The organism is Bacillus sanguinis (genome assembly GCF_018332475.1).
Lineage (GTDB): Bacteria > Bacillota > Bacilli > Bacillales > Bacillaceae_G > Bacillus_A > Bacillus_A sanguinis.
Genome location: NZ_BOQB01000256.1, coordinates 1 through 15,487, shown reverse-complemented (window position 1 = coordinate 15,487; position 15,487 = coordinate 1). Strand labels below are relative to the sequence as shown.

The 15,487-nt window shown below is 35.6% G+C and carries 15 protein-coding genes; 7 read left to right on the top strand and 8 right to left on the bottom strand.

Features of this window, described 5'->3' with window-relative positions; all coding sequences use genetic code 11:
* Positions 1 to 106 precede the first annotated feature (106 nt).
* Positions 107 to 664, top strand: coding sequence for an RNA polymerase sigma factor (locus KI369_RS23075; RefSeq protein ID WP_212957522.1), 558 nt, complete (start codon positions 107 to 109; stop codon positions 662 to 664).
* Entirely contained in the window at positions 630 to 2,054 is a 1,425-nt protein-coding gene (locus tag KI369_RS23070) for a DUF4367 domain-containing protein (RefSeq protein WP_212957521.1), read from the top strand. Before KI369_RS23075 ends, KI369_RS23070 begins: the two co-directional genes overlap by 35 nt.
* A gap of 29 nt (positions 2,055 to 2,083) precedes the next feature.
* On the opposite strand, the gene KI369_RS23065 is transcribed toward KI369_RS23070, so the two are convergent.
* Positions 2,084 to 3,079 carry a helix-turn-helix transcriptional regulator gene (locus KI369_RS23065; protein ID WP_212957520.1) on the bottom strand — a complete coding sequence of 332 codons (996 nt, stop codon included), beginning with the start codon at positions 3,077 to 3,079 and terminating at the stop codon, positions 2,084 to 2,086.
* A gap of 65 nt (positions 3,080 to 3,144) precedes the next feature.
* Here KI369_RS23065 and KI369_RS23060 point away from each other — a divergent pair, with 65 nt between their 5' ends.
* Positions 3,145 to 3,666, top strand: a complete 522-nt coding sequence (locus KI369_RS23060; protein ID WP_212957519.1) for a dihydrofolate reductase family protein — start codon at positions 3,145 to 3,147, stop codon at positions 3,664 to 3,666.
* 11 nt (positions 3,667 to 3,677) lie between these two features.
* Here KI369_RS23060 and KI369_RS23055 read toward each other — a convergent pair whose 3' ends face one another.
* On the bottom strand, positions 3,678 to 5,069 hold the full coding sequence (locus tag KI369_RS23055) for a sensor histidine kinase (protein WP_212957518.1): 1,392 nt from the start codon (positions 5,067 to 5,069) through the stop codon (positions 3,678 to 3,680).
* Positions 5,070 to 5,080: 11 nt separating this feature from the next.
* Positions 5,081 to 5,758 carry a response regulator transcription factor gene (locus KI369_RS23050; RefSeq protein WP_212957517.1) on the bottom strand — a complete coding sequence of 226 codons (678 nt, stop codon included), beginning with the start codon at positions 5,756 to 5,758 and terminating at the stop codon, positions 5,081 to 5,083.
* 174 nt (positions 5,759 to 5,932) lie between these two features.
* On the opposite strand from KI369_RS23050, the gene KI369_RS23045 reads away from it, so the two are divergent.
* The 4 genes from KI369_RS23045 to KI369_RS23030 all read left to right on the top strand — a co-directional run bounded on the left by KI369_RS23045 (position 5,933) and on the right by KI369_RS23030 (position 9,605).
* Entirely contained in the window at positions 5,933 to 7,180 is a 1,248-nt protein-coding gene (locus KI369_RS23045; RefSeq protein WP_212957516.1) for a cell wall-binding repeat-containing protein, read from the top strand.
* A gap of 157 nt (positions 7,181 to 7,337) precedes the next feature.
* Complete coding sequence (locus KI369_RS23040) at positions 7,338 to 8,789, top strand: SulP family inorganic anion transporter (RefSeq protein ID WP_212957515.1); 1,452 nt, start codon at positions 7,338 to 7,340, stop codon at positions 8,787 to 8,789.
* 65 nt (positions 8,790 to 8,854) lie between these two features.
* Positions 8,855 to 9,277, top strand: a complete 423-nt coding sequence (locus tag KI369_RS23035; RefSeq protein ID WP_000277989.1) for a universal stress protein — start codon at positions 8,855 to 8,857, stop codon at positions 9,275 to 9,277.
* Positions 9,278 to 9,479: 202 nt separating this feature from the next.
* Positions 9,480 to 9,605, top strand: coding sequence for a DUF4027 family protein (locus KI369_RS23030; RefSeq protein ID WP_000738299.1), 126 nt, complete (start codon positions 9,480 to 9,482; stop codon positions 9,603 to 9,605).
* 99 nt (positions 9,606 to 9,704) lie between these two features.
* On the opposite strand, the gene opp4A is transcribed toward KI369_RS23030, so the two are convergent.
* The 5 genes from opp4A to KI369_RS23005 are packed head-to-tail and all read right to left on the bottom strand — an operon-like array spanning position 9,705 to position 15,328.
* Positions 9,705 to 11,477 carry an oligopeptide ABC transporter substrate-binding protein gene (gene opp4A / locus KI369_RS23025; RefSeq protein ID WP_212957514.1) on the bottom strand — a complete coding sequence of 591 codons (1,773 nt, stop codon included), beginning with the start codon at positions 11,475 to 11,477 and terminating at the stop codon, positions 9,705 to 9,707.
* Between the two features lie 14 nt (positions 11,478 to 11,491).
* A complete protein-coding gene (locus KI369_RS23020; protein ID WP_212957513.1) occupies positions 11,492 to 12,397 on the bottom strand; it encodes an ABC transporter permease in 906 nt (301 codons plus the stop codon).
* Between the two features lie 18 nt (positions 12,398 to 12,415).
* The gene (gene opp4B / locus KI369_RS23015) at positions 12,416 to 13,381 is read right to left on the bottom strand and encodes an oligopeptide ABC transporter permease (RefSeq protein ID WP_212957512.1); all 966 of its coding nucleotides are present in this window, start codon (positions 13,379 to 13,381) and stop codon (positions 12,416 to 12,418) included.
* 14 nt (positions 13,382 to 13,395) lie between these two features.
* Complete coding sequence (locus tag KI369_RS23010; protein ID WP_212957511.1) at positions 13,396 to 14,322, bottom strand: ABC transporter ATP-binding protein; 927 nt, start codon at positions 14,320 to 14,322, stop codon at positions 13,396 to 13,398.
* Positions 14,309 to 15,328 carry an ABC transporter ATP-binding protein gene (locus KI369_RS23005; RefSeq protein ID WP_212957510.1) on the bottom strand — a complete coding sequence of 340 codons (1,020 nt, stop codon included), beginning with the start codon at positions 15,326 to 15,328 and terminating at the stop codon, positions 14,309 to 14,311. Before KI369_RS23005 ends, KI369_RS23010 begins: the two co-directional genes overlap by 14 nt.
* Positions 15,329 to 15,487: the final 159 nt, after the last annotated feature.

Below are 15,487 nucleotides of genomic sequence, written 5' to 3'. Positions count from 1 at the left end.
AATTGGGCTTTTGTTTATTCTATTATTAAATTTTATCTATAAAAGAACTCTGCAGTGTCACAAAGTATATTGCTCATTCGTTATATAGAGTGAGAGGAGGAATTATATGAAAGTCACAAACAACGATTATGAAAAGATGGAAGAGCTATACGAGTTGTATGAGCAAAAAATTTATTATGTAGCGAAATCCATTTTAAATAATATTCAGCAGGCTGAAGATGCGGTTCAAGAGACATTTATTACTCTTTATAAGAACTTGGAAAAGCTTCATTGCTTGAGCACTGAAGAGCTTAAACGCTACATTTTGAGGGTAGCGAAAAACAAGGCGATTGATAGTTACCGAAAAAATAAACGACATGAAACATTTTTAGAAGAATATGAAAGAGAATCAATAGAAGCAGTAGATGAAAATGTTGAAGAGTGGGAAAAACGGAAACTGTCTGAAGTTCAAATTGATACATTGCTAAAAGAGTTAAATGAATCTAACAGACAGGTGTTTAAGTACAAAGTCTTCTATAACTTAACGTATCAAGAAATTTCAAATGTCATGGGGATAAATGAGGCCAATGTCCGTAAGCAGTTTGAACGCGCTCGAAAACGAGTCCAAAATATGATAGGAGGTATACAACATGACGAATTCAAAGAACTCCAAAGAAATGTATGACCTTGCTGAAAAAATTGCTTTAGATGATTTGGATAAACTCGAAGAAAGGCATGAATTTTCACATACATATACGCGCAAAAAGAAATTGTTTATGGAAGAAGTGAAGCTGAAGAGCGAGCGACCACAGAAAAAGCGTAAAAGACATCGTATGTTAATCGCGGCTGCCTGTTTATTAATTGGTATGCCGACAACTGTTTTTGGTGCAGTGAAAGTCTATAATATGATTGTTCAAAAACAAAATTACGAAGTAAATGTTTCCTTAACAAATAAGGATTCGAAAAAGAGTAATCAGTGGTATAAGTTGAAGGTTGGTAAATTGCCAGAAAATATGGAAGCAATTGATGACTCTGCTATGAAATATTCATTTAAAGATAACTATGCAAATGGAGGCTTTTCATTTAGTCTTTGGAGAGTAGGGGAAAATGCGGACTTTCAAACTTTATATTCAAAAAGCTACGAAGAAAAAGAGATAGGTGGCAAGAAAGCAGTAATTGTTCATAAAGAAACTGGAAACAACAATGTAATGTTTGATAGGAAGGTCTTTCTCTTTTTTGAGAAAGAAGGGATTATGTTAGAAAGTTTTATTGGATCAGATATAAATGAAGAACAAATGATAGATGTGTTAGGAAATATTTCACTTGAGCCCACGTCAAAAGAAAAGGCATCACATATATCAAATTATGATAAAAAGTATTTTAGCCAAGCAGATGAACCTAAAAAACCTAAAGTGATTCCTTTGAAAAAAGATAGTAAACGACTATTTCATATAGGGCAAAAGGTTCCAGTAACGATATCTATGGATAACAGCCAAATTGAATATGTGATAGAAAAAGTTGAAGTTTTTGATTCGATTAAAGGTTTTAAACAAGAGAACTTTAATGAACTTGGCCTAGGGATATTAAGCAAGAAGAAGGCTTTAGATCAGACGGGAAAACTGCTATCGTACAGACGGGATGTATATAAATTAGGGAATGGTAAAGATTCAATTGATACATTAGTAGATTCGAAATTAGTTAATGTTAAATTTGTATACTTAACAACAACAGTAAAAAATATTGGTGAAAAGTCGACAGAAGAAATCTATATGCATCCATCCATAAAACAGCTTAAATTTGAAGAGAATGCATGGAACTACGCTAAAGAAGTGGGAATGGATGCAACGCGTATTATGACGGGAGAAGTTGATTATTTAGAGCCTCACGGAGATGGGAAAAGCTTCTACAATATTGGCAGTATCCGACCAGGAGAAACGGTAAATGTTAAATTAGGCTATTTTGTAGATGAGGATAAACTAGATTCAATCTTCCTTGATGCTTTCCGTTATAGTGGTTTTAGTGGAACTGAAAATATGAATGCGAAAAATCGTTGGTGGATTGATATTCGTCAATAGTAACAAAGAGACTAAAAAGCTGCTTATATTTAGCAGCTTTTTTCGTCTTCATACATATGTAAGATTTCTTTCGCACGAATACGTAAACCATCTATCAATTCTTTCGGTTCTAAAACTCGTGCATCTTTCCCAAGTCTATAAAATAAAGGGATAATAAAGTTAATTTCACCTTTATCAATTGTTGAATGTATATATCCTGTCCCGTCCTCGTTTACTACCACGAATTCTTCAAGGTAAGGAACACTTTTACATTGGCGCACGCCTTCTGTTGTCAGTAAAACATGTAACTGAGTAGGACTGTGTACTACGTTAGAGTTAGAGTCGAACCACTCTTCTAAATTCATGAATGTATCCTCATTTTCTTCTGTTGATAATATAGAAAGAATACGATCAACACGATACAGTAATACTTTTTTTCTACTGAAGTCATAGGATGGTAAGTACCATAGCCCATCATGAGCATATACACCGATAGGATGAACATGTTTTGTTTTTATCCCCGATTTAGATTCGTATTGAAAGTGTAAATCTTTATTTTCAATAGCCGCGGTTAACACTTCGTTTAAAAGAGGTGTATCAATTGTTCTCTTCGGATTCCAAAAAGCGATATAAGAACGTATTTTATCAACTTTCGCTTTCGCATCATGTTGTAGAGAGCTATACAGTTTATGCGTAACGGAATTGATTTCTGCGTTGAAAGGCAAGTCTCGATAGTAACTTAAAGATTGAAAAGCAAAAAAGATGGATACGGCTTCTTCTTCGGTAAATAAAATAGGAGGAATGACTTTATTCGTTAATACTTTATATCCTCCATTACGACCTTGTTCAGCATAAATAGGTAATCCCATATCACTTAAATCTACAATATATCTATGGACAGTACGAACGGAAATATTAAATTCATCAGCTATTTCTTGCGCTGTAAATGTCTTTTTGGCGGAAGCAAATATAAGAATATCTAATAAGCGTTTAGCTTTTGACAAATGTATCACCTTTTTTCTTTTTAACATGACATAAAGTGTCATGTTTTATTGTTAGTATATTGTTTACATCATAATGTTATCAAGATGAAACACAAGGAGGAAAAAAGATGTCACGTGAAATAGTTTTATTTATAGCGGCAAGCTTAGATGGATATATCGCGAAAGCAGACGATGATTTACAGTGGTTAATGGAAACGGAAGGAGAGGGAGATAACGGTTATACAGAAATGTATGAAACAATTGATACAATAATTATGGGGAAAAGAACGTATGATTATGTAGTAGAGCATATGGACACATTCCCGTATGTAGATAAAAAATGTTATGTTTTCTCTAACTCAGAAAAAGGTTCAAACGAACACGTGGAGTTTGTAAATGAAGATGTAGTGGAGTTTACAAAAAGGCTAAAAGCACAAGAAGGATCTAAAATATGGATGGTCGGTGGAGGAAGTTTATTAAGAGAATTCTTTAAGAATAATCTAATTGATGAATATGTTGTTACAATTACACCTCATATATTAGGTTCTGGAGTGCCATTATTTCAAGACAAGAATCCGGAAATTCATTTAACTTTAACGGATACGAAACGTTTTGGGCAATTTGTAAATTTATATTATAAGGCAAAATGATGAAAACACGACTATTGATGATAGTCGTGTTTTTTTATGGATGGCAATGAAATTGTAAAACAAGATCCATGATCAACTTCACTCGTGACAGTAATCGTCCCGCCGTGTAGTTCTACGATTTCCTTCACGATAGAGAGCCCTAAGCCAGTTCCACCTGTAGCGCGTGTTCTTGCTTTATCAACGCGGTAAAAGCGGTCGAAAATGTATGGGAGATCTTCAGGCGGAATACCTTCGCCTTCATCTTCAATTGTAATGGAAATACGTTTATGTTCTTCTATAACAGAAATGTGGATGTGAGAATGTTCTTTTGAATGTCTATAAGCGTTATTTAAAATGTTCACTATAACTTGTTCGAAGCGTTGTTCATCTAAGTTTAATGGCAGAGAAGGAGGGCAATTGAAAGAGACTTTAACGCTTCTTTCCTTATACATGGCGTTTACTTTTTCAGTTATACGAGTAAGGAAAGAGTGTAAATGTACTTCCTTTACTTGAATAGAAAAGTTATGTTGCTCCATTTGTGCCAGTGAAAACAAATCTTGAACTAAGTTTGTAATGTAATCAGACTCATCTTTTATAATAGATAAATATCGCAAACGTTGCTCAGGGGGTGTACCTTCTTTTAATGCAATGTCAGCATAGCCTCTTACGTATGTCAAAGGTGTTCGTAATTCATGAGCAACACTTGCAAGAAATTCACTTCGCTCTGTTTTCATATAATGTAAATCATTAGCGAGCGTTTGAATAGATGAGGCTAGTTCACCAATTTCATCATTTCGAGTAGTTGTTAACGAAACGGATAAATCGCCTTTACTCATTTTTTCAGTGGCATGTTTCATGTGTAACAATGGTTTTGTTAACAACCGTGATAAGAGAAAGATTGTGATGGCTGTTAATAGAAAAGTAATGACTCCGGAAATAATGAATTGTCTTGTTAGCCCGTTAACCATTTCCTCGATTGATTCTGTTCCGAGAAACATATATACATAGCCTTCCGTTTTCCCTGTCACTATGATGGGACTAACTGTACATATATAATTAGATGTTTTCCAATGATTCTCTATAATTGCTCCGTCATGACCTGTCCCTGTTTGCATCTTTTCAATATGTTTTTTTATAGTAGTATTAATTTCATTAGATTTAGCTAGTACATCCTTATTTGCATTTGTAATAACAACAGTCGTTTCGGCTTCGGATTCCATTAGTGCAACATGGGAGATTGTTTGCTTATCAAAATACTTTTCAAGGACATCTCTATGACTATTTCCGCGCTTTAATAAAGCTGTCATTTCTTCATTTACTCTATTGTTGACAAGGCTATAATAAAGCAAGACAAATAGAACACTTTCGATTAAAAGTGTAACAATTAAAAAATAAAATCCGAGTTGAATAGAAATTCGCTTCATCGTTTTGCTCCTTAATCTAGAGTATCAACCCATCGATATCCGACTCCATAAACAGTTTTTAAATGATGATCAATAGGGAAATTTCCTTTCCGTAATTTATCACGCAAATTACGAATATGTGAATCGACTGTTCTATCTTCTGTATTTGTATTGAATCCCCAAATACGTTCAATGAGCTGGTCACGGCTTAATACGTAGTTCACATGGCGTAAAAATAATCCAAGCAAAGAAAATTCTATTGGAGTGAGAAGAAGTTCTTCATCATGGACAGACACAAAATGTTTTGCCTCATCCCATAAAATGCCGTGATATTCGATTTGCGCATCTTGATTCGTTCGCCTTAAAACAGCTTCAATTCTTGCGAAAAGCTCCTCTTCATGGAAAGGTTTCGTTACGTAATCATCCGCTCCAAGTTTTAATCCTTGAATGACATCTACTGTTTGATCACGAGCCGTTACCATAATGATAGGAACGTTACTAAATGATCGAATTCTTTTGCACGTTTCCCATCCATCCATCTTTGGCATCATAATATCAAGTAAAACAAATTTGAAGTTTCGATTTTCTATATGTGAAATAGCTTCTTCACCGGATACTGCACATACGCAGTTGTATCCGATTGGAGTAAGATAAAGTGTTAATAATTCAAGCATTCTCGGCTCATCATCTACGAGTAGTATATCAACCATAGAGTACCTCCGCATTTGTAGTTATTACTTAAATTGTAAGTCAAAATCATGAAGAAATGGTGCAGATTATCATGCGTCTGCATAATTTCTTCAGAATTGCTTGTTATTGTAAAGTTGAAATTCCATTTTAGGTAATTATATTGGCTTGAAAATGATTCATACGGAGGCGGTATAGTGAAAAAGATGACCCGAGTTTTTGGGATAACAATAATTACAGCAGTTGGTCTTACGGCTTGTGGGCAAACGAAAACGGATCATAAAAATCACGAATCGAAAGAAGAGAAAAAAACAGAGCAAAAGGAAGTGCAAATGAATCAGGAGGTAACTGCGCCGAAAGAAATGAACGAAGGTGCATCGAATGATTTATTAACGACAAGCTTAAAAAATGTAACGAGATTAAACACAAACGATCCGCTGCAAATGGCAGTATTAACTTCGCAAACGATATGGCCAGCAACGCATAAAGAGAATCGGCCAGGCGCTATTATTTTAGTACCAGTAAACGAGTGGCAATTAAGTATTGCAAGTGCCGATCTTATTCACCATCCAAACAACGGGCCTATCTTATTTATAGAAAAAGAAAAGGTACCCGAAATGACGTTAAAAGAAATAAAACGATTAAATCCGCTCGGAACGAAAGATGGAACACAAATTATGGTGATGGGGGATGTCAGTGCATCTATCCTTGAGCAATTAAAAGATTATAAAGTAAAGCAAATAAAGGAAACGGATCCAGCTACATTTGCTAAAGATGTGGATAAAGAATATGCCGATATAACAGGAAGCTACCCAAATAGTGTTATTATCGGTTCGTCTGAAGAAGAGGGACGATTATATACAACACCAGCTGTAAACTGGATTTCTCATATGCCAGAACCACTACTCTATACAGAAAAGAATAAAGTGCCAGAAGCAACGATCGAGGCATTAAAGATGAGAAAAGATAAAGCGAATATATATGTATTAGGGCCAGAAAAAATTATTTCAAAAGCAGTAGAAAAAGAGTTAAGCAAATACGGGAAAGTAACGCGTATTAGCGGGGAAACTCCAACAGAAAATTCGGTTGCATTTGCGAAGTTTAAAGATGAGAGAACGAAATTTGGTTGGGGGTTCACAAAACCAGGCCACGGTTTATCATTTGTTTCAAGCGAAACACCAGACTTAGCAGTTGCAGGAGCACCATTTTCACATATGGGTAAACACGCACCTGTTGTATTGTTAGAAGAAGGTAAAGCTTCACAACCAGTGTATGACTTCCTTGCTAGTATTCAACCAAATTTTAAAGATGACCCAACGCTTGGACCGTATAATCACGGTTTCTTATTAGGAAGTACGAGTGATATTTCATTTGAAACACAAGGTATATTGGATGAGAGGTTAGAGATTGTACAAGAAGGTGGTCAAGGACACGGTGGACATTAATATAATGAATAAGGGCGCTACTAAGGTAGTGCCTTTTTCTTTAGGAAACTTTTACATAGCACAAAATCCTCTACTCGTTATATAATAACCTTCGTGCAGTCGGCTTAGATTTTCTTATGGAGAAAATCAAATGATAAAAGAGTAGAGGAGTGGTATTTTGTTTCAAACAATAAAAAATGATTGGTTCTCCAATGTGAGAGGGGACGTGTTATCAGGAATTGTCGTTGCTTTAGCATTAATTCCTGAAGCGATCGCTTTCTCCGTTATTGCAGGCGTGGATCCGACCGTTGGGCTATACGCAGCCTTTTGTATTGCAGTTACCATTTCATTTGTTGGTGGAAGAACTGGGATGATTTCAGCTGCAACAGGTGCAATGGCATTATTAATGGTAACACTCGTTAAAGATCACGGTTTACAATATTTATTTGCTACAACAATATTAACAGGTATTGTCCAAATTATTTTTGGCGTGTTCAAACTGAGCTCATTTATGAAGTTTGTTCCGAAATCAGTTATGAGTGGTTTTTTAAATGCACTTGGGATTTTAGTTTTTACAGCGCAATTGCCGCAGTTTAAAAATGCAACTTGGCAAATGTACGCGCTTGTCGCATTAGGACTTGCAATTATATATGTATTTCCACGTATTACGACGGCTGTACCGTCCACACTTATTGCAATTATCATCGTGACAAGTATTGCACTTATGAGTGGATTACAATTAAAAACAGTAGGGGATATGGGAAGCCTGCCGAAAGAATTACCGTTCTTTAGTATTCCAGACGTGCCTTTTACACTTGAGACATTAGGGATTATTTTACCGTACGCAGTTATGCTTGCAATTATCGGTTTATTAGAGTCATTATTAACAGCTTCAGTTTTAGATGATATGACGCATACGGAAAGTAATAAACATAAGGAAGCACGCGGTCAAGGCATTGCAAACATTGTCGCTGGTTTCTTCGGAGGAATGGCAGGTTGTGCAATGATTGGTCAATCTGTTATTAATATTAAATCAGGTGGACGCGGACGATTATCGACGTTTGTAGCGGGAGGATTTTTAATCGTATTACTATTCGTTTTAGGTGATTATGTTGTTCATATTCCGATGGCAGCTTTAGTTGCAGTTATGATTATGGTTTCAATCGGGACATTTGATTGGAACTCTGTAGCAACGATTCATAAAGTACCAAAAGGGAATGCATTCGTTATGATCGTAACAGTAGTGGTCGTTCTTATTACTCACAATTTAGGATTAGGTGTAGTCATTGGGACAGTAATTAGTGCTGTGTTATTTGCATTCAATATGGCAAAGATTCACGTGAAACATTTATATATTGAAAATAAGAAAATATACGAAATTCACGGTCAACTTTTCTTTGCATCTACGGCAGATTTTATAAATAACTTTTCATTCAATGAAGATGTAAAAGAAATTGAAATGAATTTTACCCACGCACACGTATGGGACGATTCAGCAGTGGCATCAATTGATAAAGTTATCATGAAGTATGAACAAAGTGGTGTGAAAGTAAGTATAACAGGATTAAATGAACGTAGCGCAAAACTTGTTACAAATTTAGCTACGTATAATAAAAGAATTGCTAGTTAGAAGCCTCCTTTTTAGGGGGCTTTATTATATAATACGGGTAGGATAACGAAAAGGGGATTCAGCATATGTATAAACAAATTATATTAGCATGTGATGGTTCTGAACATGCACTTCGAGCAGCAGAGCACGCGACACATATTGCAAAATTTAACGAAGAAACAAATGTTGAAGTTGTGTACGTAGTTGATAATAGAACGGCAAAGTCAGATATTATACAAGGTCAAACAGATTTAGAAACAGTGTCAGCTAGTCGAAAAGATAAATTAAAAGAGATTGAAGGTTTATTAAAGAAAGAGAACATTTCTTATAAAATTACGATATTACATGGCGATCCAGGAGATACGATTGTTCAATATGTAAATACAGGAGATATAGATCTTGTTATTGCTGGGAGTAGAGGGCTAAATACACTACAAGAGATGGTGCTTGGTAGTGTAAGTCATAAAATAGCAAAGCGTGTGAAATGCCCGGTGATGATTATAAAGTAAAACGAAATAGAATGTAACTAAGACCTTGATATAATTCGAGGTCTTTTTTTGCGTATAAAGGTAGAGTGGGTGGGCATACTAGATATATAAGTTTAAAGAGAAATTGTTAACTTACAAATTTGTAAGTTTATTGTCAGAAAAATCGATGTTATGAAAATTATTCCATTGGTAAAATAAAAATAACGAAGGGAAGATAGGGAGGATGAAAAAGATGAAAGCACTTCAAAATTTATCATATAGCCAAGGTGTCGGTCTTATTTGTTTAGGAGGATTTGCTGCATCTGTGACGTTAGCTGTTGTAATAAAGATGATTCATCAAATCTTTTAATAGTAGAGTAGGGAAGGAATTGATTGTTATCAATAGTAAAAGAAGGATTATAAATGAAAAATAGCTCCTGGCATGTACTTAGCGCCAGGAGCTATTTTCTTATTTCTCTGTTTCTGCTTTATCGCTTGTTACTGTAACGTCTTTCCAAGTTAATTTTGCACCAGGAGCGATGTCATAGTTTTTCACGCGGTTATTAATACCTTTTAATTCAAATTTGTAATGAAGAGGTATTAATGGTACTTCATCGTGGATGAGTTTTTGCCATTTATTGTATACATCTGTACGGTATTTATCATCCATAGCTTTTGCAGAAATACCTTCTTCTAATAATTTTGTATTTTCATCATTTACCCAGCGGCCATTGTTAAATTTCGCACCTTTTGCCCAAATTCCAGAAGGATCTGGATCAGAACCTGTACCCCATGCACCAGAGAAAACATCAACTTTTGGATCATCGTTTTCAATCATGTCGTAGAAGGAGTTAAATTCGTGTAAACGGCCATCAACAAGTTCTGCTTTTAAGCCGATATCTTTCCAAGACTGAATAAAATGTTTTGCCAGTGGTTCACTTGTGTCACTACCACTCATTGCTAAGAAATTGACTTTAAACTCTTTTCCTGTTGGATCTTCCCGGAAACCATCGCCATTTTTGTCTTTATATCCAGCTTCATCTAATAATTTTTTAGCTTTCTCTAAATCTTTATCGTATGCACCAACTTTATTGTTATGGAACTTAGGTAAAGATGGTGGAATTGGTGAGTTGGCAGGGAAACGAAGTCCGTGATATAGTTTATCACCAATCTCTTGACGATCGATTGCATATGCCATTGCTTGGCGTAATTTTACGTCTTTAAATTTAGCGTTATCCATTACACTCTCTTTTTTGTCTTTGTCAAAGCGTCCAAATTTAAAACCGATATAGCTATAGTATAAGTCAGTTTGTCCAATTAATTGTGTGTTTTTTAATTTACTTACGTTCGGATATTGATCTGCAGTAACTTCAGCGATATCAATATCACCATTCTTTAATGAAGCGTTCACAACAGATGGGTTAACAACTTTTAATGTAATATTTTTTAATTTAGGTTTTCCGCCCCAATAATCATCGAAGCGCTCGAATTCAACAGCTTCACCTGGAACGATTTTTTTCACTTTAAATGGTCCAAATCCAATTGGGTTTTTACGAACCTTATCAGATTCAGCTAATTTTTCAACCGGTACGTCACCTAAATATTTTTTGTGTAGAGGTGTTGCCCAAATTCCAGTTTTCATAGACGGATTTGGTGCTTTATATGTGATAGAAATTGTTTTTGGATCAATTACTTTTACACCAGAGATTTTGTCAGCTTTTCCAGCATGGTAATCTTCCATTCCTTCAATAAGAGGCATTTGTTTCGAATAGCGAGCACCTTCATATTTCGGGTGACCAATAGTAAGGTATGCAAATTCTAAATCTTCAGCGGTAACCGGGTTACCATCATGCCATTTTACGTTATCTTTAATTGAAATTGTAATTGTTTTTTCGTCTTCTGAAATTTTAAATTTAGCTGGGCCTTCATTGTTAATTTCCCAGTTTTTATCTGTCCATAGTAATGAATCATCGAAGATTGAGATGATTTCCCAATCAGGTTGTTTTTCATATACGACACGGTTTAAGATTCCACCGAACGGTGTATCTGATACAAGACCGTATGTAAGAGAGCCATCTTGTATTTCCTTTTTATCATTTTTTGTTAAAGTAGCAAATTTACTCGTTTCTACTTTTTTCTGACTACTTGTGTTTTTAGATTCACCGTTACCGCCACATGCGGAAAGTAATAAAGTTGAAACAGCCAGTGTACTTAATACTTTGAAAAATTTTGGTTTATTCATAGATTCTCCACCCCTTAACCTTTTCTTTGTCTTGCATCAGCTGCACGTTGTAGCGCTTGGCCGATAAAATTTATACTCAACATCAATACTAAAATCATGATTGATGCGGGTAACCAAATCCACCATTTTTCCTGTAATACATCAGGGTTTCTGGCATAACTAACGAGTGTGCCTAGACTCGGTGTACTTTCTGGGAGACCGAATCCTAAAAATGTTAGACCAGATTCGATGCCGATATTCCCAGCAAGGTTTAATGTGACACTTACGATAATAATGGAACTTAAATTAGGTAACAATTGGAAAGTTATGATTTTCCAATGTGGTGTTCCTAATGTTTTTGAAGCTGATACGTAATCTAATTCTTTTTCAGCTAATGTTTTAGATCTGATTAAACGAGCTTTCCCAGTCCATAAGAACATACTCATAATCAAAATGAATGTAAGAACATTGAATTTTGGAACAATCGTAATAAATACGATAACTAGCATTAGAAATGGTAGAACGATAATGAAATCAATAATACGCATAATCATATTGTCAATTTTTCCACCAAAGTAACCAGCAATTAGGCCGATAGTCATCCCAACAAAACAAGTAATTGCTGTAATGACTAGTCCAATTGTAAATGAATTTCGGGTTCCAATCATAAGTTGTCCAAAAATGTCACGTCCTCCATAATCTGTTCCTAACCAATGCTCAGCAGAAGGGGGAGAATAAATGGCGAATAAATCAACTCGTACAATATCCTCCTGCTTCATAATAAAGGATGAGATGTAGATACTTAGTAGTAGAAGGGTAAGAAAGACAAGTGAGAACATTGCTAATTTATCTTTACGAAACTCTCTCCACATAATAGAGAAACCTGATGGACTTTTTTCATATTGAATTGTGTTTGTTTGTTTTTCAGGATTTGCTAACATAACGTCTGCTCCTTTCTATTAATCAATTCGAATTCGTGGGTCAACGATGCTTAGAATAATGTCAGAAAGGAGTGTTCCAAGTAACGTTGCAAAACCAGTAAGCATTACTAAAGAAGTAATAACGCTAAAGTCACGCTGCGTGATAGATTGCATAAAGAGTTGGCCGAGTCCAGGATAACTAAATATGCTTTCTAAGAAGATTGATCCACCAATTAAACCAGTAATTTCATAACCTAAAAAAGCCGCAATTGGTAAGAAAGAGTTACGTAAAATATGCCTAGAATAAATTCTTGATTCTGGTACACCTTTTGCTCTAGCTGTGCGTACAAAATCTTTAATTTTTGTATCAATAATTTCACTTCTTAAATATTGGACTGTACTAACAGTTCCAATAAGTGCACCACATATTGCAGGTAGCAGGAGATGATTTAATTTGCTCATGTAATAGGCGAAGGTACCTTCAGTTACTTGTGGGTCTACACTACCTCCAGTTGGGAAGATAGCAAGTTGAAAACCGAATACAAAGAGCATTACTAGTGCAAAAATAAATAATGGTGTTGCATAGCCAAGATAGTTGTATAGTGTAATAATTCGATCCATCCATGAGTTATTCCAACGACCACTTATAATACCGAGTGGGATAGCAATTAAATACGTAAGAATTAAAATAGCAAGCGATAATGTGATTGTGTTTCCAAGACGTTCACCTAACAAATCTGTAACTTGAAGCTTATGTGTAGTAGAAACACCAAAATCACCTTGAGCAACGTTTGTAATCCAACGTACATATTGTGTTGTAATAGGATCATTTAACCCGAGTCGTTCTCTTTGCTCTTCAATTACTTTTGGATCGGCACTTGGATCCATTGATCTACCCGTTAAAGCATCACCGGGCATCGCTTTCGCAAGTGCGAATACGAGAATACTTAATAAGAATAATTGCGGTATCATAACTAATAATCGACGTAGTATAAATTTCCACATGTTTTATCACTCCCTTATGGTAATGCCACCCGGTGTGTTGGCGAGATTGGTTTTAAATCGTAAGCACGACCATCTTCATTAAAGTAGTTTTCATAAGATTTTTCGTATTCCGTATTTACTTCGCGTCGTAGTTTACTTTGTTTTTCTCGATTTTCTGGACGAATATCAGGAATAGCTGATATTAGGCGCTTCGTATAAATATGTTGCGGATTACTATATATTTCTGCACTAGTTGCTTCTTCGACAATACGTCCGCGATACATAACACCGATACGATCACACATATGACGAATTACACCTAAATCATGACTAATGAATAAGTACGTTAGTCCGAGCTCAGCTTGTAAATCTTGCAAGAAGTTTAATACTTGAGCCTGTACAGAGACGTCAAGCGCAGATACAGGTTCATCAGCGATAATAAGCTTCGGTTTTAATGTAAGAGCGCGTGCAATACCAATCCGCTGCCTTTGCCCACCGGAAAATTCATGTGGATATTTATAAATTGACTCTGGATTTAGACCAACTTTATCAAGATATTCTTGAACTGCTCTACGTTCTTCATCAGGTGAGAGCTTCTCAAAATTTCGAAGGGGCTCAGCAATAATGTCGAGAACACGTTTCTTCGGATTTAATGATGAATATGGGTCCTGAAAAATCATTTGAATATCTTTTCGTTGTTCACGTAGCTCAGAGCGACTTAACTTTGTTAAATCTCTATTATTAAAATGAATGCTACCCTCTGTTGCCTTCGTTAAATGCATAATTGCTTTTCCAGTTGTTGATTTGCCACTTCCTGATTCACCAACGATTCCGTATGTTTCACCAGGTTGCAATTCAAAACTTACACCATCGACAGCACGCACGTAATCTAATGTACGACCGAAGAAACCACCTTTAATTGGAAAGTGTACTTTTAAATCTTCTACTTTAAGCAGTGCCATGAGTTACGTCATCTCCTTTCTTATCTTGGAAGTTGAAATGCTTGTAGCAAGTACAACGTACCCAATGGTCTGGTTTTGCTTCATGTAGGATTGGATTTTCTTCATGTTGATCAGGTCTAATCCATGGAATACGTGCTTGGAAGCGACAACCTGTACGAGGTAATTTAGCTAATGTCGGTACAACCCCTTGAATTACATGCAATTTTTCTTTTTCAGCATATGCAGATGGGATTGAGTTTAATAGGGAACGAGTATACGGATGAAGAGGATTATTAAAAATCTCTTCCACTTTTCCTGTTTCCACAATTTGGCCTGCATACATTACAACGACGCGATCAGCTGTTTCAGCAACAACACTTAGGTCGTGTGTGATTAAGATGACGCCCATTTTTGTTTGTTCTTGAATAGATTTTAATAGTTCTAGAATTTGTGCTTGGATGGTTACGTCAAGTGCAGTTGTCGGCTCATCGGCAATAATGAGCCCTGGCTTACAAGCAATTGCAATTGCGATAACAATTCTTTGTCTCATTCCGCCAGATAATTCGTGTGGGTATTGTTTATATGTAAGTTCTGGTTTGGGAATACCAACTTGATGGAGTAGTTCTAAGGTGCGTTCTTTTTTTTCTGTTTTTGAAAGGTTTGTGTGGTAATTTAAATTTTCTTCAATTTGTTTGCCAACCGTCATAAGCGGATTGAGCGCTGTAAGAGGTTCTTGGAAAATCATGCCGATGTTTGATCCGCGTACTTTGTTTATCTCTGCGGCTGACATAGTTAATAAATCCTTATCTCTATAGTTAACCTGCCCTTGTAATTTTGTATTTGCTTCATTATGCAGTCGCATAATAGAAAGGGCGAGTGCACTTTTTCCGCAACCTGATTCACCAACTATCGCGACAATTTCATTTTCATGGACAGTTAACGAAACATTATCAACTGCGGCATGATATTGATCTTGTATGCGAAAGGAAGTCTGTAAGTTTTCAATGCGAAGAAGTGGATTCTTCATGGCTATCCCTCCATCTTTTCTGAAAAGACTAAATATTTTGTATGTTGTTGTTATTTTAATATAAATTGACAATGTTTGACAAGTATAAGTTGAAAAAATATTCAAAAATCTTTTTATATAAAGATTGGATGCATGTATATAAGTAGTTGGAGTGATTTG